This is a genomic window from Listeria farberi, from assembly GCF_014229295.1.
Classification (GTDB): Bacteria; Bacillota; Bacilli; order Lactobacillales; family Listeriaceae; genus Listeria; species Listeria farberi.
On record NZ_JAARZL010000002.1, the window covers coordinates 130,924 to 151,301 of the forward strand.

The 20,378-nt window shown below is 38.8% G+C and carries 20 protein-coding genes; 14 read left to right on the top strand and 6 right to left on the bottom strand.

Features of this window, described 5'->3' with window-relative positions:
- Positions 1–81: 81 nt before the first annotated feature.
- The 14 genes from alsS to HCB38_RS08295 all read left to right on the top strand — a co-directional run bounded on the left by alsS (position 82) and on the right by HCB38_RS08295 (position 13,451).
- On the top strand, positions 82–1,776 hold the full coding sequence (alsS, locus tag HCB38_RS08230) for an acetolactate synthase AlsS (protein WP_003769540.1): 1,695 nt from the start codon (positions 82–84) through the stop codon (positions 1,774–1,776).
- Positions 1,777–1,890: 114 nt separating this feature from the next.
- Positions 1,891–2,886: an aldo/keto reductase gene (locus tag HCB38_RS08235; protein WP_185319195.1), complete on the top strand. Its 996-nt coding sequence runs from the start codon at positions 1,891–1,893 to the stop codon at positions 2,884–2,886.
- Positions 2,887–3,056: 170 nt separating this feature from the next.
- Positions 3,057–3,788 (top strand): GntR family transcriptional regulator, encoded by a 732-nt coding sequence (locus HCB38_RS08240; RefSeq protein ID WP_185618303.1) that lies wholly within the window; start codon positions 3,057–3,059, stop codon positions 3,786–3,788.
- A gap of 2 nt (positions 3,789–3,790) precedes the next feature.
- Complete coding sequence (locus HCB38_RS08245) at positions 3,791–4,492, top strand: GntR family transcriptional regulator (RefSeq protein ID WP_185319193.1); 702 nt, start codon at positions 3,791–3,793, stop codon at positions 4,490–4,492.
- Between the two features lie 18 nt (positions 4,493–4,510).
- Positions 4,511–4,978: a PTS sugar transporter subunit IIB gene (locus tag HCB38_RS08250; RefSeq protein WP_185319192.1), complete on the top strand. Its 468-nt coding sequence runs from the start codon at positions 4,511–4,513 to the stop codon at positions 4,976–4,978.
- A gap of 22 nt (positions 4,979–5,000) precedes the next feature.
- A complete protein-coding gene (locus HCB38_RS08255) occupies positions 5,001–5,819 on the top strand; it encodes a PTS mannose/fructose/sorbose/N-acetylgalactosamine transporter subunit IIC (RefSeq protein WP_160466100.1) in 819 nt (272 codons plus the stop codon).
- A complete protein-coding gene (locus HCB38_RS08260; RefSeq protein WP_185319191.1) occupies positions 5,800–6,621 on the top strand; it encodes a PTS system mannose/fructose/sorbose family transporter subunit IID in 822 nt (273 codons plus the stop codon). The genes HCB38_RS08255 and HCB38_RS08260 overlap by 20 nt, the downstream gene beginning before the upstream one ends.
- Positions 6,622–6,633: 12 nt before the next feature.
- Positions 6,634–7,698 carry an SIS domain-containing protein gene (locus tag HCB38_RS08265; protein WP_185618305.1) on the top strand — a complete coding sequence of 355 codons (1,065 nt, stop codon included), beginning with the start codon at positions 6,634–6,636 and terminating at the stop codon, positions 7,696–7,698.
- A gap of 22 nt (positions 7,699–7,720) precedes the next feature.
- Complete coding sequence (locus HCB38_RS08270) at positions 7,721–8,716, top strand: SIS domain-containing protein (protein ID WP_185319189.1); 996 nt, start codon at positions 7,721–7,723, stop codon at positions 8,714–8,716.
- 16 nt (positions 8,717–8,732) lie between these two features.
- Entirely contained in the window at positions 8,733–9,149 is a 417-nt protein-coding gene (locus HCB38_RS08275) for a PTS sugar transporter subunit IIA (RefSeq protein ID WP_185319188.1), read from the top strand.
- Between the two features lie 98 nt (positions 9,150–9,247).
- A complete protein-coding gene (deoR, locus tag HCB38_RS08280; RefSeq protein WP_185319187.1) occupies positions 9,248–10,195 on the top strand; it encodes a DNA-binding transcriptional repressor DeoR in 948 nt (315 codons plus the stop codon).
- A 62-nt stretch (positions 10,196–10,257) separates the two neighbouring features.
- The gene (deoC, locus tag HCB38_RS08285; protein WP_185319186.1) at positions 10,258–10,929 is read left to right on the top strand and encodes a deoxyribose-phosphate aldolase; all 672 of its coding nucleotides are present in this window, start codon (positions 10,258–10,260) and stop codon (positions 10,927–10,929) included.
- A gap of 79 nt (positions 10,930–11,008) precedes the next feature.
- Positions 11,009–12,019 carry a substrate-binding domain-containing protein gene (locus HCB38_RS08290; protein WP_185319185.1) on the top strand — a complete coding sequence of 337 codons (1,011 nt, stop codon included), beginning with the start codon at positions 11,009–11,011 and terminating at the stop codon, positions 12,017–12,019.
- A 130-nt stretch (positions 12,020–12,149) separates the two neighbouring features.
- Positions 12,150–13,451, top strand: a complete 1,302-nt coding sequence (locus HCB38_RS08295) for a pyrimidine-nucleoside phosphorylase (protein WP_185638206.1) — start codon at positions 12,150–12,152, stop codon at positions 13,449–13,451.
- Between the two features lie 36 nt (positions 13,452–13,487).
- Here the strand turns inward: HCB38_RS08295 and budA are convergent, their stop codons facing one another.
- From budA to HCB38_RS08325, 6 genes are all read right to left on the bottom strand, one after another.
- Entirely contained in the window at positions 13,488–14,207 is a 720-nt protein-coding gene (budA, locus tag HCB38_RS08300) for an acetolactate decarboxylase (RefSeq protein WP_185319183.1), read from the bottom strand.
- Positions 14,208–14,398: 191 nt separating this feature from the next.
- Positions 14,399–15,667, bottom strand: coding sequence for a threonine ammonia-lyase (ilvA, locus tag HCB38_RS08305; RefSeq protein WP_185319449.1), 1,269 nt, complete (start codon positions 15,665–15,667; stop codon positions 14,399–14,401).
- 18 nt (positions 15,668–15,685) lie between these two features.
- Positions 15,686–16,267: a 3-isopropylmalate dehydratase small subunit gene (gene leuD, locus HCB38_RS08310; RefSeq protein ID WP_185638209.1), complete on the bottom strand. Its 582-nt coding sequence runs from the start codon at positions 16,265–16,267 to the stop codon at positions 15,686–15,688.
- Positions 16,254–17,642, bottom strand: coding sequence for a 3-isopropylmalate dehydratase large subunit (gene leuC, locus HCB38_RS08315; protein WP_185638211.1), 1,389 nt, complete (start codon positions 17,640–17,642; stop codon positions 16,254–16,256). The genes leuD and leuC overlap by 14 nt, the downstream gene beginning before the upstream one ends.
- A gap of 1 nt (position 17,643) precedes the next feature.
- A complete protein-coding gene (gene leuB / locus HCB38_RS08320) occupies positions 17,644–18,696 on the bottom strand; it encodes a 3-isopropylmalate dehydrogenase (protein ID WP_185638212.1) in 1,053 nt (350 codons plus the stop codon).
- Between the two features lies 1 nt (position 18,697).
- Positions 18,698–20,236: a 2-isopropylmalate synthase gene (locus HCB38_RS08325; protein WP_185319179.1), complete on the bottom strand. Its 1,539-nt coding sequence runs from the start codon at positions 20,234–20,236 to the stop codon at positions 18,698–18,700.
- Positions 20,237–20,378: the final 142 nt, after the last annotated feature.

A 20,378-nucleotide genomic window follows, 5' to 3' on the forward strand; every position in this document is an offset into this window, starting at 1 on the left:
TGAGTAGTATAATAAGTCTAGTGAATGAGATTTTATTATAATCTGTACTACTTAAATATAAATAATTTATATAACAAAAGGATGATAAAGATGGAAAAGCATGAAAAAGACCAAACAAAAGGTAAATCAGGAGCAGACTTAGTTGTTGATAGTTTAATAAATCAAGGAGTAACGCATGTTTTCGGTATTCCAGGTGCGAAAATTGATAAAGTTTTTGATGTAATGGAAGAACGCGGACCAGAGTTAATTGTCAGTCGTCATGAACAAAATGCGGCGTTTATGGCTGCTGCTATCGGTCGTCTAACGGGGAAACCTGGTGTTGTGCTTGTAACTAGTGGGCCTGGCGCATCGAACCTTGCGACAGGGCTCGTAACCGCAACAGCAGAAGGAGATCCTGTAGTGGCGATTGCGGGAAACGTAACTAGACAAGATCGTTTGAAAAGAACTCACCAATCGATGGATAACGCTGCGCTTTTCCGTCCGATTACAAAATATAGTGAAGAAGTAGTTCACGCTGAAAGTATTCCAGAAGCAATCACCAACGCTTTTCGTTCAGCGGCAGAACCGAACCAAGGCGCGGCTTTCGTGAGTTTGCCACAAGATATAGTGAACGAACCAAATGTACCTGTAAAAGCAATTCGTCCACTTGCTAAACCAGAAAATGGACCAGCTTCTAAAGAACAAGTCGCTAAATTAGTTGCTCGTTTGAAAAAAGCGAAATTACCAGTATTGTTATTAGGTATGCGTGCCTCAAGCCCAGAAGTAACAGGTGCCATTCGTCGTTTACTGCAAAAAACAAGTATTCCAGTAGTAGAAACTTTCCAAGCAGCAGGTGTGATTTCGCGTGATTTAGAAGATAACTTCTTTGGACGTGTAGGTCTCTTCCGCAATCAACCAGGTGATATTTTGCTAAATAAAGCCGATTTAGTTATTACGGTAGGTTATGATCCAATTGAATACGATCCGAAAGCTTGGAATGCTTCAGGCGATAGAACGATTGTACATTTAGATGACATCCGTGCTGATATTGACCATTACTACCAACCAGTGACCGAATTAGTTGGAAATATTGCACTTACATTAGATCGTGTTAATGCGAAATTTAGCGGTTTGGAATTAGCTGATAAAGAACTTGAAACGTTAAAAGAACTTCATGCGCAATTAGAAGAAAGAGATGTACCACCAGAAAGTGATGAAACAAATCGCGTACATCCGTTATCTGTCATTCAAACGCTTCGTTCGGCGATTGATGATAATGTAACCGTGACAGTCGATGTTGGCTCGCACTACATTTGGATGGCGCGTCACTTCCGTTCTTATGAGCCACGCCGTTTACTATTTAGTAATGGTATGCAAACGCTTGGTGTCGCTCTTCCTTGGGGAATTGCTGCAACACTCGTACATCCAGGCGAAAAAGTTGTTTCGATTTCAGGTGATGGCGGCTTCTTATTTTCGGCAATGGAATTAGAAACAGCTGTCCGCTTGCGTGCGCCACTTGTGCACCTTGTGTGGAATGACGGAAGCTATGATATGGTCGCTTTCCAACAAAAAATGAAATACGGCAAAGAAGCAGCTGTTCGTTTTGGCGATGTCGATATTGTTAAATTCGCCGAAAGCTTCGGTGCAAAAGGACTTCGTGTGACTAAACCGTCAGAACTTAGCGACGTATTAAAAGAAGCGCTTGAAACAGAAGGCCCAGTCGTTGTAGATATTCCAATTGATTATCGCGACAACATCAAACTAGGTGAAACATTACTACCGGACCAATTTTATTAAAAAGCAAAAAATCTCTCGGGCTTTCCGGGAGATTTTTTTAGTTAAAGGTTGACTTGGAGTGGACTTCAAGGTATATGCTGTAATAGTACTAGAAATTAACTAGGAGGGTTTCCAATGGAATATGTGAAATTTGGCAATACTGGGATGGATGTTTCGAAAATTTGTTTAGGAACAATGGGCTTTGGCGACAAAGATAAATGGATTCATAAATGGGTTTTGGATGAAGCGAATAGCCGCCCAATCATTAAAAAAGCACTTGATCTGGGTATTAACTTCTTTGATACTGCAAATATTTATTCTTACGGCGAAAGTGAAAAAATTGTTGGTCGAGCACTCAAAGACTATGCTAACCGAGATGATATTGTCTTAGCCACAAAAGTACACCAAACGATGCGCCCTGATCGTCCGAATAGCGGTGGTTTATCGAGAAAAACCATTTTAAGTGAAATTGACCATAGTTTAAAACGCTTAGAAACTGATTATGTCGATTTATATATCATTCACCGTTTTGATGAAAATACACCAATTGAGGAAACAATGGAAGCTTTGCATGATGTCGTTAAGTCAGGTAAAGCACGTTATATCGGTGCAAGTGCAATGTATGCTTGGCAGTTCCAAAAAGCGCAACGAGTTGCTGAAAGAAATGGATGGACAAAATTTGTTTCCATGCAAAATCATTACAACATGATTTACCGGGAGGAAGAACGAGAAATGATTCCGTTTTGCCGAGATGAAAAAATTGCTATTACCCCATATAGTCCATTGGCTTCAGGTCGATTAACACGCGATTTTGCTGAAACAACTAATCGTTCTAAAACAGATCCAATTCAAAAATCTAAATACGATGGCATGATGAATTCGGATAAAGGAATTATTGAACGCGTAGCTGAACTTGCTTTACAACATGAAGTGTCGCGGGATAAAATTGCTTTAGCATGGTTGTTAAATAAAGATGAAATCACTTCGCCGATAATTGGCGCTCAAAAAGAAAGTCATTTGGAAAGCGCGATTGGAGCACTGGATATTAAATTAACGGAGGCGGAAGTTAACTATTTAGAAGAACTATATATCCCGCATCCAGTAGTGGGTGCTCTCCCTACGAGCAAGTAAAAATATTAAGCATGAGTTAGAAGAAAAAACTAACTCATGCTTTTTTTATGGAAAAAGCTATTGACAAATAATTTGCAACCGTTTACAATAAAGTGGTATTAAAAATAGTTAAAGCTGTATCTTTTGAGAACTTGAATATTACAGTTGATTTTGAAATAAGAGGTGGAGAAATGGAGTATAAAGACTTATCACCAGCTGTGCAAAGTGAAGAACAGTTAAGACAGCTTATTCAAGAAAAAGTAGCAGCAAAAGAGACGAACTTTCCATCGGAGCGAGCGCTTGAAAATGAACTAGGTGTTAGCCGGACCACGCTTAGAAGGTCACTCGATACACTCGAAAAAGAAGCTGTTATTCAAAAAAGAAATCGTAAAGGAATCGATATTAACCAAAAGCAAACAATCAATATTTTAAAAATGAATTCCATGAGTAGTCAACTTCCTGGTGAACAAAAGGTAGAGGTATTATCCCAAGAGATAGTGGAGGGCGTAGATGATGTAAATCGCTTTTTGGTACTTGATGAAGACAAGCCTATATTTAAATTAGTACGACGGAGAATTGTTGAAAAAAAGCCATTTTCTTATGAAATTTCATTTGTAGATAGTGTCAGGTTTTCTGGGATTGAGAAGATTGATTTAAATAATTCTTCACTCTACAACGTTTTAGAGAGGGAATTTGGTATTAAACCCACCTATGGACGTGAAGAATTGCGTTTTGTATCTGCGAATGAAAAACTTGCGGAAGCTTTGAAGGTGCCACTTAATACCCCGCTTTTTGAAGTTGTGAGTAAAGCATTTGACCAAAATGATGAACCGTTTGAGTACAGCAAACAATATCTAATCGGTAATCAAATCAAATACAAAATTAATGCGAAAAATATATTTGATTACTTGGAGGATGAGTAAACATGGCAGCTAAACAACCACTATTTGAAGTAATTGCTTCGAAAATAAAAGATAGTATTAATCGTGATGAATATAAAACGGGAATGCTTATGCCAAACGAAACCGCGCTACAAGAAATTTATTCCAGTAGCCGGACAACGATTCGTCGTGCAGTGGACTTATTAGTAGAGGAAGGGCTTGTCGTACGTAAAAATGGTGTGGGCCTTTATGTACAACCAAAATTAACCGCACAAAATATTTTAGAAATGACAGGTGTTATGAAAAATGATACCAATGAAAATTTAAAGAAAGATATGAAAGACTTTTACATTCGTAAAGCTGGAAAATTTTACGCAGAAATATTTGGAATGAAAGAAAATGAACTCGTTTACTCCATTAAGTTTGTACAAAAAAGTGAGCACAGTTCTACACTAGATCGTTTAATTTTACCACTAAGTTTATACCCTGATTTACAAGCAAAGGATTTTCAAATTATTAATATTATTGAGCTTGTTAATTCAGGTAAATATAAATTATTTGAGCTTGAGCAGGAACTTCAACTTATTTTAGCTGGGAATGAGCAAATCAAAAATATGCATTTAAACGAAAATGATCCTGTTTTTAAATTAAGTAGTGTTTTTTATGCAGAAAATAATATGCCAATTGCCATCCAATATCATTATGAAGATGCTGAATCAACCAAATATGTAGTTGATTTTAACTGATAATAAGGAGGAAGAAAAATGATTCAATTTCTAAGAGTAGACCATCGTTTATTACATGGGCAAGTAGCGGTATCTTGGTTTAATGCTTTAGATGTAAATACAATTTTAGTAGCAAATGATGGGGTAGCAGCAGATGACTTTCGTAAATCTGCAATACGTTTGGCTAAACCCGAGGCCGCAAAACTAGTTATGAAAAGTATCGCTGAAAGTATTGACTCCATTAATTCGGGAGTGACTGATAAGTATAATTTACTTATTGTTGTAGAATCTGTTGAAGACGCTTACAAGCTAATCCTTGGTACAAATGGAAAGATTCCAATGCTAAATCTTGGAGGAACTAAGCAAAGAGAAGGGACATCTAACTACTCAAAAGCAGTCAATTTAACCCCTGAAGAAGTGGAAAAACTAACAGAGCTTCAAAAAGAAAAAATTGATGTATTTATGCAACAAGTGCCAAACGAGAAAAAAGTAACTTTTGAAGCATAAAAGACGAAAGAAGGGATAAATTATGGAACAGTTTGGAACAGCAATTTTGCTTGCACTTGCAGCAATGCTTGCAAATGGAGAATATTTATTTGGTTCATCAATGCTATCAAGACCACTTGTAACATGTACGCTTGCCGGACTCATCATGGGCGACGTGCAAATGGGAATTATTATGGGAGCAACTTTAGAATTAGCTTTTGTAGGATCGTTTTCTATTGGTGCATCTATTCCACCAGAAATTATTTCAGGAAGTATTCTAGGAACGGCTTTTGCAATTGCAACTGGTGAGAGCACCGCCGTAGCGTTAGCACTTGGTATTCCAATCGCCTCTTTAGTACTTGTCGTAAAAAATCTATGCTTTATTTTCGTACTACCATACTTTGTTCATAAAGCGGACAAATACGCACTCGAGGGAAATTCAAGAGGGATTAGCCGAATGCAATTACTAGGTGGATTTTTATCAATTAACTTACCAATCGGTATCATTGTTGCAACGTCCTATTTAGTTGGAAGTCCAGTGATTCAAAACGTACTTGATGCCATCCCAGCTTTTGTTATAGCAGGACTTGGTATTGCGACAGGTTTACTACCAGCATACGGTTTTGCTTTGCTACTAAAATTAATGGTCAACAAGAAGAATGCAGTATTTTTCGTATTTGGCTTTGCTTTAGCAGTTTACTTAAAAGTACCTGTAACAGGAGTAGCAATTTTCGGAGCTTGTTTAGCACTAATTTTAACAGGTTATGCAACACTTAAAAATGACAATGGACCAACGAAAAATAATACAGAGCCAGCACTTGCGAATGATGGAGGTATTAACTATGAAGATGAAGAATTCTGATGTATTAACAAAAAAAGACTTAATGAAAGTTTTCTGGCGTTCGTTCACAATGGAATGGTCATGGAACTATGAACGACAATCCAACCTAGGTTACGGCTTTTCCATGTTACCTGCCTTAAATAAAATTTTTAAAAATGATAAAGATAAACGAATTTCTTCCTATCAAAGACATTTAGAATTTTATAATGTAACGCCTTGGCTTTCCACTTTTCCACTTGGGATTTCGATTGCGATGGAAGAGCAATCAGCGAAAGATAATAACTTTGATACCGACTCCATCAATAATATAAAAGTAGCTTTAATGGGACCTTTAAGTGGAATTGGGGATTCATTCTTCTGGGGAACTTTACGAGTAATCGCTACAGGTATTGGAACTTCCCTTGCTTTACAAGGAAATATGTTAGGACCGATTTTATTCCTTCTTATTTTTAATATTCCAGCTATTCTGACTCGTTATTATGGGTTATTCATTGGTTACAATATTGGCGCTAATTTTATCGAAAAAATTCAAAAAACTGGATTAATGGATAAACTGTCTTATGGTGCTTCGGTTATTGGGCTAGCTGTAGTCGGAGCCATGGTCGCCACGATGGTAAACATTAATATGCCAATGAAATTTGGTTCTGGTGATGATGCAGTAACGATTCAAAGCGTTTTTGATGGTATCGTTCCAGGAATACTAGCACTTGGTTTTACTTTCTTTATTTTCTGGTTAGATAAAAAAGGACTTAAAGCACACTGGATTCTTTTATTAATCGCAGGAATTGGGATTTTAGGAGCATTCACTGGTTTATTAAAATAAGTAGGTGAAAAAATGAAAAATATGGATTACTATATCCGGTCAGAACAAGATGTTTATGAAAATATAATCCGAAATCGGAAGGAACTTTTACAAGACATCCTTCAGATGAAGCATACGGATTATGAAGCTATCGTAATTTTTGCAACAGGATCAAGTTCTAATGCAGCGTTCTCGGCACAGTTATACATGTCGGCGAAACTAGCTGTACCGGTTTATGTAGAAGAACCGTCTACAGCAGCTAACTACATGCTTCATTTAAACAAAAACACATTATATATCGCTATATCCCAAGGCGGACACAGTTACTCCACTATTCATCTTGTAAAAGAAATTGAGCGTCAAGGCGGTATTGTTTTCACCTTAACGAGCAATTTAACGAGTCCAATTGCGAAAGCAGGTACGCACACAATTGATCTTGGAATGGGCATAGAAGAAATGCCATATGTCACACTTGGCTACAGTGCAACGATTCTAATGTTGAATTTAGTGGCGCTTGAGATGGCTCTTTTACAAAATAAAATGTTGGAGACGGAATATCAGACGGAAATTGCAGAATTGAAAAAAATTACCGCTCATTTACCACAAGTGATAGAGAAATCAGCTATTTGGGTAGAAGAGCATACACAAGAATTGATGGAAGCTGAGCGGATTTTCTTTATCGGTTATGGTGCCGCTTATGGTGTAGCTCGTGAAGGAGAAACAAAAGTAACGGAAACCATCCGAATTACTTCTTTTGGTAAAGAACTAGAAGAATATATGCATGGTCCTTATATAGGTTTATCCGAGAAGGACTATATTATCTTCATTGAGCCACAAGGATTACTAGAAGATCGTGCTCAAAAACTAAAACAATTTTTAAAAGGTCATGTAAAGAAAATCCGGACAATTTATGCAGATACAGGCGGAGAAAATGCGGATGACTTATTACTTGGTGTGCGGGCAGCAGAACTTCTAACACCATTATTTATGACTATCCCTGTTCATTTATTATCCTTTAAAATTTCTAAGGAAAAAGGCATTAATTTAGAAGTGTCTGCTTTTCCGGAATTCGACCAAATAACAAAATCCAAAATTTAATCATAGAAAGTAGGAATGAGTAGTGCTAAAATTTGATGAACAAAAAATGAAAGAAAACATGGAAGGGGCGCTGAAATTACGCCCACAAATTAATGAAGTGGTAGACCAAATACACAACCGAGGATTTAGCAATATTTGCTGGCTAGGAATTGGCGGAACATACGCCTCTGCCATGCAAGCGGTGGTTCATATGAAAGAAAAAACAGCGCTAGAGACTTTTTATGAAAACGCAGCGGTATTTCTAACTACAGGTAATAAACGTGTCACCAAAGATACACTTGTAGTTATCTCATCAGTAACCGGAAGCACGCAAGAAGTAGTAGATGCAGTGAAAAAATGTAATGAAATTGGCGCGACTGTATTTGGATTTATTGATAAAGCAGAAACAGAACTTGCAAATTTAGTAGATCACTTAATCTCGTATCCGTTAAATGAACAATTGAAATTCTTTATGGTAGCAGATCGTTTTATGTATTTAGCAGGTGAATTTGATGATTATGATGCGTTTTATCAAGAAATGGATCAACATTTTGCTAAAGGGATTGTAGAAGTAGAAAAAGCGGCAGATAAATTTGGGCAAGAATTTGCCCTAAAACATCATCAAGACGACATTCATTATTTCGTTGGTGCTGGGAACCAGTGGGGTGCGACCTATTCTTACGCAATGTGCTACTGGGAAGAACAACACTGGATTAAAACAAAATCGATTGAGTCACATGAGTTTTTCCATGGCATGTTTGAAATTGTGGAGCGGGATACACCAGTTACTATTTACGTTACCGAAGACAGCCAGCGCTCATTAAGTGAACGGGTAGTTAATTTCATTCCGCAAATTTGTGCTAATTATACAGTAATTGATGCAAAAGATTACGATATGCCAGGTATTTCCGCTAAATTCAGAGGGGCGTTGTCGCCATTTATTATCCACGCAGTTAACAATCGTATTGATGTACACGTGGAAAAAATCAACTGTCATCCAATGGAAATTAGAAGATATTATCGTCAGTTAGACTATTAAAAAGGCGGTTTAGAAAATGAAAGCAATTTTTGTTTGTACTCACGGAAATGCCGCAAAAGAACTCATACAATCTGCTGAGATGATTTGTGGTAAACAAGAAAATACAAGTTTTGTTCCTTTTGAAGTAAATGAATCCGCGGAAAATTTACAGGCGAAAATTGCCAGTGAAGTAGCTAAACTCAATTTAACAGAAGGAATCCTATTTCTAACAGATTTAAAAGGTGGCACGCCATTTAATGTACTCGTTCGCCTACTTGATAATTTTAATGAAGTAGAACTTGTTGCAGGAGTGAATATTCCGCTTCTATTAGAGGCATTCCTCAGTCGGGAAGTACTATCCTTAAAAGAACTTGCGAATCAAGTTGCCGAAACTGGGCGGTTAGGCATTTATGAATATACCGCGCCACTTGAGGAAATAGAAGAAGATTTTTAAGAAAAAAAAAGACAGCCCAGGCTGTCTTTTTTTTTTCTTCCCCCTCGAACTCTTTCCGTTCTTACGTTATACTAAAAAGAAAACGATGGAGGGATGAAATGGATAAACAAAAAGAACAGCTCAGTGTGGAGGTGGCGAGACTTTATTATCAATCCGATCTCGGTCAGCAAGAAATCGCCACGCGCTTAGGTGTTTCTAGACCGACCGTTTCCAGATTGCTCCAAAACGCAAAAATAAAAGGATACGTCAAGATTGAAGTTCAAGATCCATTTTCTAATCTCGCAGAACTAGCGGCGGCTTTAAAAGAAAAATACCAACTAAAAAATGTTACCGTTGCTTTCAGTCAAACAAATGATTATAGTGAAATCACTAAGCAAATCAGCCAAAGTGCTGCAGAATATTTAGAAGAAATTATCCGTGATGGCGATATTCTTGGTGTGAGTTGGGGAACTACAATGTATAAAATTGCCCAAAAACTGACCCAATTAAAAGCAGAAATAAAAGTCGTCCAGCTAAAAGGCGGCGTGAGTCACTCTGATGTGAATACATATGCTGCTGAGACGTTAGCTTTATTCGGTGCAGCCTATGACACAGCACCAGTATCACTACCTCTGCCTGTTGTACTTGATAACCCGCTTACGAAACAAATGGTAGAAGCAGATCGTCATATAAAAAATATCATCGAACTTGGCAAAAAAGCCAATATCGCTATTTTTACAGTAGGAACTGTGCGTGATGAAGCCTTGCTTTTCCGCCTAGGCTATTTTTCTGATGAAGAAAAGGCTCGCCTAAAAGAAAAAGCAGTTGGTGATATTTGTTCGCGCTTTTTCACTATCAATGGAGAAATTGCCGATGGAAAAATGGACGAACGTACCATTGGCATCAATTTGCATGATTTAAAACAAAAAGAAACAGCTATCCTTGTCGCAGGTGGTGAACGAAAAATAAAAGCAATTCACGGTGCGCTTTGTGGTGGTTATGCCAACCATTTTATTACCGACCAATTTACCGCAAAACAGCTACTTGAACAAAATTTCATCAATTAGTTTACAAATGTTCGTTAGTGCGGTATGATGAAACCAAATCCAATTTTAAAGGAGTTTTTACAATGACAATTGCCAAAATGATCGACCATACTGCTTTAAAACCAGACACAACGAAAGAACAAATTTTAACATTAACAAAAGAAGCAAGAGAATATGGTTTTGCTTCCGTATGCGTGAACCCAACTTGGGTAAAACTATCCGCTGAACAGCTGTCTGGAGCAGAATCCGTAGTATGTACTGTTATCGGTTTCCCGCTAGGAGCAAATACCCCAGAAGTAAAAGCTTTTGAAGTAAAAGATGCTATCAAAAACGGTGCAAAAGAAGTGGACATGGTTATCAACATCGGCGCACTAAAAGACAAAGACGACGAATTAGTAGAACGTGATATTCGTGCTGTAGTCGATGCTGCCAAAGGAAAAGCCTTGGTAAAAGTAATTATTGAAACTTGCCTATTAACAGACGAAGAAAAAGTTCGCGCATGTGAAATCGCTGTAAAAGCAGGAACAGACTTCGTTAAAACATCCACTGGATTCTCCACAGGTGGCGCAACTGCCGAAGATATTGCTTTAATGCGTAAAACTGTAGGACCAAACATCGGCGTAAAAGCATCTGGCGGAGTTCGTACAAAAGAAGATGTAGAAAAAATGATTGAAGCGGGCGCAAATCGTATTGGCGCAAGTGCAGGTGTCGCAATTGTTTCCGGCGAAAAACCAGCTAAACCAGATAATTACTAATTTTGAATGAAACCCCTTTATTATTATTCTCAAATGTGGCAAAATAAGGAGAATAGATAATCTGACTGGGGGAGTTTAAATGGCTGCAACCATCCGCGAAATAGCAGAAAAGACAGGCGTTTCAATTACGACGATTTCTCAAATTTTGAATGGTAAAGGGGAACGATTTAGCGACTTAACTCGTGAAAAAGTCCTAAAAACAGCAAAAGAGATGTCTTACAAACCAAACTTTTTCGCTAAAAATATGATTGTTAGTCACACAAACACCATCGGAATGATTGTCCCGGAAGTAACTGATCCTTTTTTCTCCCAAATGGTAAAAGGGGCGGAAGATTACTTAAATAAAGAAGGCTACATGATTATGCTCTGTAACTCTTCTAATGATAAAGAACGAGAAGATTTATATGTAGAAGAATTATTGCACCGGGCTGTCGATGGCTTAATTATCGCCAGCCCTAATATTCTGCTTTCGGGTGTTATTAAACGTATGGAAGAGAAGCGTTCACCGTATATTTTACTTGATCGTCAGCGAAATCCGAGGCAAGAAGGAAATATTGCAATTGATGATTTCAAAGGCGGTTATATGGCGACCGAGCATTTAATAAAGCTGGGCCATGCGCGCATCGGAATCATTATTTCGGATACATCTTTTTATAACGTACATGAACGCTACGAGGGTTACTTGGCGTGCATGAAAGACTATAAACTTACTGTAAAAGATGCTTGGATTGTGAGCGGGGATCAGACGATGAATGGCGGCTATGTTGCAACGCAAAAATTACTCCAAGAAAATCTGAGCGCTATTTTTGCAACCAATGATTTAATGGCGATGGGAACCTACCGAGCAGCACTCGAAAAAAACCTGAGCATTCCTAATGATCTTAGCGTCATCGGTTTTGATGATATTGAACTTTCCGAATATATGACCCCGCCACTTACGACAATCCGTCAACCAATTTATGGTATTGGCGAAATTGCTGCCGAACTATTACTAAAAAATCTCCAAAATCCAACCGAGAAATTAGAGAATCGTTTACTCGATATTTCACTAATCAATCGTAGTAGTACAAAAAGTATTGACAACCAGTAAGAGAGTAAGTTATAGTGAGCATGTTAAGCACATGTTCTTGTTTAGTAAAACGGTTTACTTAAAAAGTGTAACCGTTCTCAATAAAGGTACATAAAATGCTAAAGTGGACAAAAAGAAAGGGTGAAGAGAAATGAGAATGGTGGATATTATTTCCAAGAAAAGGGACGGCAAAGCTTTATCAACAGAAGAAATTCAGTTTTTCATTGATGGCTATACAAATGGGGAAATTCCAGATTATCAAGCAAGTGCTCTAGCCATGGCAATCTTTTTCCAAGATATGAATGACCAAGAACGCGCAGATTTAACAATGGCAATGGTTGGCTCTGGCGATACGATTGATCTATCCGCAATCGATGGCATCAAAGTCGATAAACATAGTACTGGTGGGGTTGGTGATACAACAACACTTGTTCTTGCCCCGCTCGTAGCAGCTGTTGGCGTGCCAGTCGCGAAAATGTCTGGACGCGGCCTAGGTCACACAGGAGGAACCATTGATAAACTAGAATCTATCGAAGGCTTCCACATCGAACTAGATAAGAAAGATTTCATTGACCTTGTAAACCGCGACAAAGTAGCAGTTATTGGCCAATCAGGGAACCTTACTCCAGCCGACAAAAAAATGTACGCGCTTCGTGATGTAACAGGAACCGTGAACTCTATTCCACTCATTGCAAGCTCCATTATGAGTAAAAAAATTGCAGCTGGCGCAGATGCAATCGTACTAGATGTAAAAACCGGTGCTGGTGCATTTATGAAAACCGACGAAGATGCGGAAAACCTAGCACATGCAATGGTTCGTATTGGTAATAACGTTGGTAGAAATACAATGGCAGTTATTTCTGATATGTCTCAACCACTTGGTGAAGCAATCGGAAATGCTTTAGAAGTAAAAGAAGCTATTGATACATTAAAAGGTCAAGGTCCAGAAGACTTAACAGAATTAGTACTCGTACTTGGTAGTCAAATGGTCGTTCTTGCTAAACAAGCGGAAACCCTAGATGAAGCCCGTGCTAAACTAATCGAAGTAATCGAAAATGGTTCAGCACTAGAGAAATTCAAAACCTTCCTTTCTAATCAAGGCGGTGATGCAAGTATTGTTGACCATCCAGAAAAACTCCCACAAGCCAAATACCAGATCGAAGTACCCGCTAAAACATCCGGTTTCGTAAGCCAAATCGTTGCTGATGAAATTGGTATTGCTGCAATGATCCTAGGCGCTGGTCGCGCAACGAAAGAAGACGAAATCAATTTGGCTGTAGGTTTAAAGTTACGTAAAAAAGTTGGCGAACAAGTCAAAGAAGGCGAATCTCTTGTAACGATTTTCGCTGACCAAGAAGATGTCGAAAATGTAAAAGCAAAAATTTACGAAAACATTCAAATTTCCGACCACGCAACAGCACCAACGCTTATTCATAAAGTGATTACAGAATAAAAGAAAGCTCCCAATTTAATTTGGGAGCTTTCTTTTTCAATTTTCCGCGGCTTCAATCTGTTCTAACATATCTGGCGTACTTAAATCGCTTCTAAGAAATTCTGTTGTTTGTGGTAACTGAAGTTCGAATTCAGTTTGTTGTGCAACTTCAACCGTACCTTCAAGCATTTCGTAATCAAATACGTGACCACCAATTTTGCGCATATCATCAATGAAGTGTACATGATAACCCGAAACACCAATACCGCTAATATAAGCAGGTGTCCAGAAACCGACAATTGTACCAGTAATATATTCAAAGTGATACGTTGGCTGTTCCTTCACCGCTTCAATAAGTGGCGGATACGGTCTTTGTTGTTTTGGAACAACACGAGTGTCCACATAACGGAAATTCCCAGTCATTTTCACTGCGTAAAAAACGTTCGGTCCTTGTACTAATTCCGCGATTTTTTCTTCCACTGCTTGTTTCGAAGTAGGTTCTGAAACAGTAAAAGATGTATCGGCTTCAAAAAAAGTAGTGCTCGCATAAGGTGTTGTGTCTTCTGGTTTTACTTTATAAGCTTGACCATCTGAGCGTATTTGAAAAGCTTCCCCGTCCAAAATAATTAGTTCGCCATCAAATTGATCAAGCGTTCCTATACCGAGGTCACCGTGTTGTAGTAATTCTTTAAAACTTGTCGTTCCGCTAAAAAGACCACCAACAAGTGCTGCCATTGTAGAATGCTGAAATAATCGATTTTTTCTTACTGTGTCCATCATTGCCACTCCTTGAATTGTTATATATAAAAAGTTGCTTTTAAATAATACAGTTTAATTTCTATATGTTCATTATACTACTTTATAACCTTAAACAAAAGATTTTAAACCGATTCTCAAAATAAACTGTTACTATAACAGATGAATAAACTGTAATATAAATAGGCTCCCGCTTCATGCGAGAGCCCATTTTAAACAAGTAATGTGTAAAGTGTTTGGTTATCATTAATCGGTATATAACTCGGATCAAAAGCAGCAACCCGGTCAAGCAAACCTTCATAATCATTTTTATTTTGCAACAAAACACCGATAATAACTGGTCCATTACCGCGATTGACTTTTTTCGTATATTCGAATTTGGTGATATCGTCATGTGGACCGAGCACATCGTTAACAAACTCTTTCAAAGCCCCAGGACGTTGCGAGAAATTGACGATAAAATAATGCTTTAATCCTTCATGCAGAAGGGAACGCTCTTCAATTTCTTGCATTCGGTTAATGTCATTATTTCCACCGCTAACGATGCAAACAACTGTCTTGTCCTTAATCTCTTCACGGTAAGTTTCAAGTGCGGTAACGGATAGTGCACCAGCTGGTTCTGCGACAATCGCTTGCTTCGTATACATATCCAAAATCGTAGAACAAACAGCACCTTCAGAAACAGTTGTCACTTCATCGACTAATACTTTCGCATGTTGGAACGTTAAGCTACCAACTTCTTTTACCGCAGCCCCATCGACAAATTTATCAATCTTATCTAGTGCTACGACCTGATTTTGCTTTAAAGCTTCCGTCATCGAAGGCGCGCCGTCAGGTTCCACCCCGATGATTTTCGTGATAGGGCTCTTCGCTTTGAGATAGGTTGCAACACCGCTAATTAGTCCACCACCACCAATTCCAGCAAAAACATAATCTGCTTGCTCATGGGCTTTATTTAAATCTTTTACCATTTCTACAGCAAGAGATCCTTGCCCAGCAATAATATCAGGGTCATCAAACGGTGGGATAAAAGTTTGGCCATGCGCGGCAGCAAATTCTTTTGCAGCAGTTGCAGAAGCATCAAACGTATCACCAACTAAAACTACTTCCACATTACTACCACCGAAAAATTTTACTTGTGATACTTTTTGTTGTGGGGTGGTGGTCGGCATAAAAATCGTAGCTGGAACTGTCATTCGTTTACACGTATAAGCAACTCCTTGGGCATGGTTTCCAGCACTAGCACACGCGACTCCTTTTTCTAATTGCTCGGCTGACAATCTAGAAATAGCATAAAAAGCACCACGTAATTTAAAGGAACGCACTCTTTGCAAATCTTCACGTTTTAGATAGACATTGCAATGATATTTTTCCGAAAGATAAAAATCATATTCAAGCGGAGTATGTTTGACGACCGGCTTTAAGACATCATAGGCTTTTTCGACATCTTCTTCTGATACTAATAAGTCAACTAATTCCATCATCCTCACTACCTTTTCTTATATTGAATCCACTTTTTGTTCGTAGGCTTTAATCGCATCTATATGTTCAAATGTGATGGCGATATCATCAAGCCCGTTAATAAATTTATTTTTCCATGTAGCATCAATTTCAAAAGGGTAGGTACCAACTGAACTAATAACTTGTTGGTTGGGCAAGTCAATTGTCACATTCTCATCAGCAGTAAGTTTGGCTAGTTTTTCACGCGCTTCTCTAGGAAGGACAACAGGGAGCACGCCGTTTTTCGTACAATTCATATAAAAAATATCACTATAACTGCCAGCAATAATCACACGAAAACGATAGTCGAGTAGTGCCCATGCGGCATGTTCCCTCGAAGACCCACAACCAAAGTTATCCCCAGTAATCAAAATTGTCGCTTCTTGGCGGTCCGGAGCATTGAGCGGAAAATCCGGATTTGGTTTACGGTTCGGTAGGTAGCGCCAACTATCAAATAGAAATTCACCAAAACCAGTACGTTCGATTCGTTTTAAGAAACTTTTTGGAATGATTTGATCGGTATCAATATTGTCATTCATTAGTGCTACTGTTTTACCGATGTGTACTTTAATTTCCTCCACTGATAACCGCCTCCTTTCGTACATCAATAAAGTGTCCGTTGATTGCCGCCGCTGCAGCCATTGCTGGAGAAACAAGATGGGTACGTGCCCCTTTACCTTGGCGCCCCTCAAAATTACGATTTGAAGTAGAAGCACAATGGACACCATCTGGAACTTGGTCGGGATTCATTCCGAGACACATTGAACAACCAGGTTCACGCCATTCAAAACCAGCTTCTATAAAAATTTTATCTAGCCCAATAGATTCTGCCGCATTACGAACTTGGCGAGAACCAGGAACAACGAGTGCACGAATGTTATTTTTTACTTTGTTTCCTTTGACGATACGAGCGGCTTCTTCTAAATCAGAAAGTCTGGCATTCGTACAAGATCCAATAAACACATAGCCAAGCTCGATTTCTTCAGCAGTTTGACCAGGTTTTAGGCCCATATATTCATAAGCGCGCTCATAGTTCATATCTTTAATTTCCGGAAATGCTTTTGAAAAAGGGACACCCATCTCTGGATTTGTTCCCCAAGTGACGTACGGTTCTAAAATACTAGCATCCATTTTGATATGAAGGTCATATTCCGCATCTGGGTCTGTTTTAAGTGTTTCCCAATCACGAATGGCTTTTTCCATGTCAGAAGGAGCATATTCACGACCGCGAACATATTCAAAAGTAGTTTCATCTGGCGCCATCATGCCCATTTTTGCGCCGCCTTCAATTGCCATGTTACAAATCGTCATTCGTTCTTCCATGGACATTTTGCGAATCGTTTCGCCATAATACTCGACGGCATAGCCAGTTCCAAAAGCGACACCATATGTGGCAATTAAATGCAAAATAATATCTTTTGCATAAACGCCTTTTGGAAGTTTTCCGTTAATTTCAATCCCCATAGATTTTGGCTTTTGTTGCCAAATAGTTTGAGTGGCAAAAACATGTTCTACTTCACTAGAGCCAATCCCGAAACCAATCGCGCCAAATGCACCATGTGTTGCCGTATGCGAATCTCCACATACAATCACTTTTCCAGGTTGAGTAAGACCAGTTTCAGGTCCAACCATATGAACGATTCCTTGTCGGTCGCTGCCCATATCAGCTAGCGTTACCCCGAATTCCTCGCAGTTAGTCTGTAATGCTTCAATTTGTTTTTTAGCAACTAGATCTTGAATATTGAAAATATCTTCAGTTGGAACATTATGATCCATTGTAGCAAAGGTTTTATCTGGTCTCCGCAGTGGACGATTTTCCATTCTTAATCCTTCAAACGCTTGAGGAGAAGTGACTTCATGAATCAAATGAAGGTCAACATATAATAATTGTGGTTCACCTTCTTTACCATAAATCACATGGCGGTTCCAAAGTTTATCAAAAAGTGTTTTCCCCATTTTATTCTCCTCCTTCAATTTGTTTTAGAACTTCATTTGTAAAATCGGTTGTGGAAGTATTACCTCCAAGATCAGCCGTTAAAAATCCAGCTTGCATTGTTCTTGCTGTAGCAGCATCAATTGCATCTGCTTCTTTAAAAAGAGAGAAAGATTGGCGGAGCATCATTGACACTGAAGAAATCATTGACATCGGGTTGGCAATATTTTGATTAGCAATGTCTGGTGCAGATCCGTGAATTGGTTCATATAAAGAAGGTCCGTCTTCCGCATGGCTAGCAGAAGGGAGCATGCCCAGAGAACCAGTAATAACAGAAGCTTCATCGCTTAAAATGTCACCAAATAAATTTTCCGTTACGATTACATCGAATGTCGTTGGTCGTTGAATCATTAGCATTGCAGCCGCATCAACATATAAATGCTCTAGTGTAATATCTGGATGACGGCTTGCTACTTCTTCAGCAATTTTGCGCCATAATTTACTTGAGGCTAGTACATTTGCTTTATCAACAGAAGTTACTTTTTTATTTCTAGTCGAAGCAATTTCGAATGCCTTTTCTATAATTCGTTCGATTTCTACGCGAGTATAGGTTAAAGAATCAATCGCCGCCTTGTCATCCCAATGTTTCGGTTCCCCAAAATAAAGTCCACCAGTCAACTCACGAACAACAACAAAATCAGTGTTTTCGACAATTTCCTTTTTTAAAGGAGAGAGGTGTGTGATAGAACTTGGAACTTGGATGGGACGGATGTTAGCGAAGAGACCAAGCGCTTTTCGTAGCGAAAGCAAGCCGTCTTCGGGGCGTCTCGGCGCGTTATCCCATTTAGGACCACCAATGGCTCCAAGTAAAATAGCATCTGCATCTTGGCACGCTTTTAAAGTTTCGCGGGGGATTGGATCACCAGTTGCATCAATTCCGGCTCCTCCAAAAGGATGCGATTCAATTTCAAATGTATGATTATATTTGGCAGCGATAGCTTCTAGTATTTTGATTCCAGAAGCCATAATTTCCGGACCAATTCCGTCGCCTGCTAAGGAAGTAATTTTATATGCCACGTTACTTTACCTCCTCGAAATCAGCTTGCTTACTTGTAGTTTTGCTTTTTCCAGATGCTTGCAAATAAGCTTTAGCACTAGCTGTTAAAACGTCAAAATCAATACCGATACCATGGAATTCAGTGCCATTATCATCTTTAATGATGACATGGACTTCTGCTTGAGCATCTTGGCCTGCTGTAATCGCTTGAATACGATAATCGGTTAATTCAATATCTTGTTTCATTAGTCGGTTAATAGTATTATAAATGGCTTCAATACTTCCAGAACCTGTTGCTGCATCTTCTATTAACGCGCCATCACGTTCTTCAATCCGCACGATGGCACCTTGGACACCGCCAGTAACGTACTGTACTTGTAAATGTTTTAATTCGAAAGCATCATGAGATTCAGAAGATTGACCAAGAATTAGCGCATGCAAGTCTTCTTCGGTCACGTCTTTTTTTGCATCTGCAAGTTGTTTGAAACGTTTAAAAGCATCTTTTTGTTCTTGTTCACTTAGCGTATAACCCATTTCTTCCATTCGTGTATTGAAGGCATGTTTTCCAGAAAGTTTGCCAAGGGGAAGAGAATTTTTATCAACACCAACAAGAGCAGGTGTGATGATCTCGTACGTATCTGGGTTTTTTAGAACGCCATCTTGGTGAATACCGGATTCATGTGCGTAAGCATTTCCACCAATTACAGCTTTATTACGCGGAACAGGCATACCAGACAAGCGGCTAATCAAATCACTTGAGTTTTTAAATTGATTTAAGACAATATTTGTTTCTGCTTGATAAAAATCTTTACGGATATGAAGTGCGACGGCTACTTCTTCAAGGGCTGTATTTCCGGCACGTTCACCAATACCATTAATCGTTCCTTCAACGCGTCTTGCACCATTTTCGATTGCAGCAAGCGCATTCGCAGTTGCCATACCAAGGTCATCATGGCAATGGGAAGCGAAAATAATATCATCAAATTGCTTTATTTCGCGGCGCAAATCTTGGAATAATTGCCCGAATTCGGTCGGGTTTGTATATCCGACTGTATCCGGAATGTTGATGACAGTTGCTCCTGCATCAATCGCTGTTTGCACTGCTTCAATCAGAAAAGCACGATCTGACCGTGTTGCATCTTCTGGTGAAAACTGTACTACTTCAAATTTTTGTCTAGCATAATTAATGTGGTGTTTAATGGAAGCAAGAACTTCCGCCCGACTCATTTTTAATTTGTATTCCATATGCACATCGCTCGTTGCTAAGAAGATATGTATTTGCGGGGAAACTGCGTCTTTCAGTGCTTCTTCCGCCCGGTCAATATCCGCTTCAACACAGCGTGCTAGCCCTGTTACAGAACAATGTTTAATCGCTTTTGCAATTGCCTTGACGCATTCAAAATCTCCAGGAGAAGAAATCGGAAAGCCGGCTTCAATCACATCAATTCCAAGTTTTTCGAGTTGTAAGGCAATCTGGATTTTCTCCTTTACGTCAAAATTAACTCCAGGGGTTTGTTCGCCATCTCTAAGTGTAGTATCAAAAAACTGGATTTTCTTCATTCGATTTCACCTCTTGTTTTATATTAGATAGGGAAGCTTGGATTTTTCCTGCTTTCAGTATCAGTTTAAGAAAGAAACGCGTTCTATCTTAAACTCATATGGAAAAAAGATAAACGGTTGCTAGGCGAGTTTTCGCCTAGCA